The organism is Tessaracoccus sp. OH4464_COT-324 (genome assembly GCF_003932855.1).
Lineage (GTDB): Bacteria > Actinomycetota > Actinomycetes > Propionibacteriales > Propionibacteriaceae > Arachnia.
Genome location: NZ_RQYZ01000188.1, coordinates 1 through 303, shown reverse-complemented (window position 1 = coordinate 303; position 303 = coordinate 1). Strand labels below are relative to the sequence as shown.

Below are 303 nucleotides of genomic sequence, written 5' to 3'. Positions count from 1 at the left end.
GATACACGCTGGAGCTTTCCATTTTATTTTAAATTTGGCTCAGCAGATTTACAGGCAAAAGCACAAAGTTTTTCTGTTGATAATAAGTTAGTAGAAATTAAGTATTATGGTTGGCGTTTGGTTATGTTTGATGAATTCCGTAATGCAGTATCTGTTAAAGAGGCAAATGTAGATACGGGAACATCTCATTCCATTTTGGCTTATATTTTTTATGCGTTCTTGTTAATTACTTTATTTTTCTCAATCCAATTCGTGCGTGGTTGGTTTGATAGCGAGGATTAAATTTCTAATTTTATATAATAA

At 31.7% G+C, this 303-nt stretch carries 1 protein-coding gene; it reads left to right on the top strand.

All coding sequences use genetic code 11. The features are described 5' to 3' along the window. On the top strand, positions 1–282 hold a 282-nt coding region (locus tag EII42_RS12725; protein WP_125172443.1), incomplete at its 5' end, for a DUF1523 family protein. Positions 283–303 lie beyond the last annotated feature (21 nt).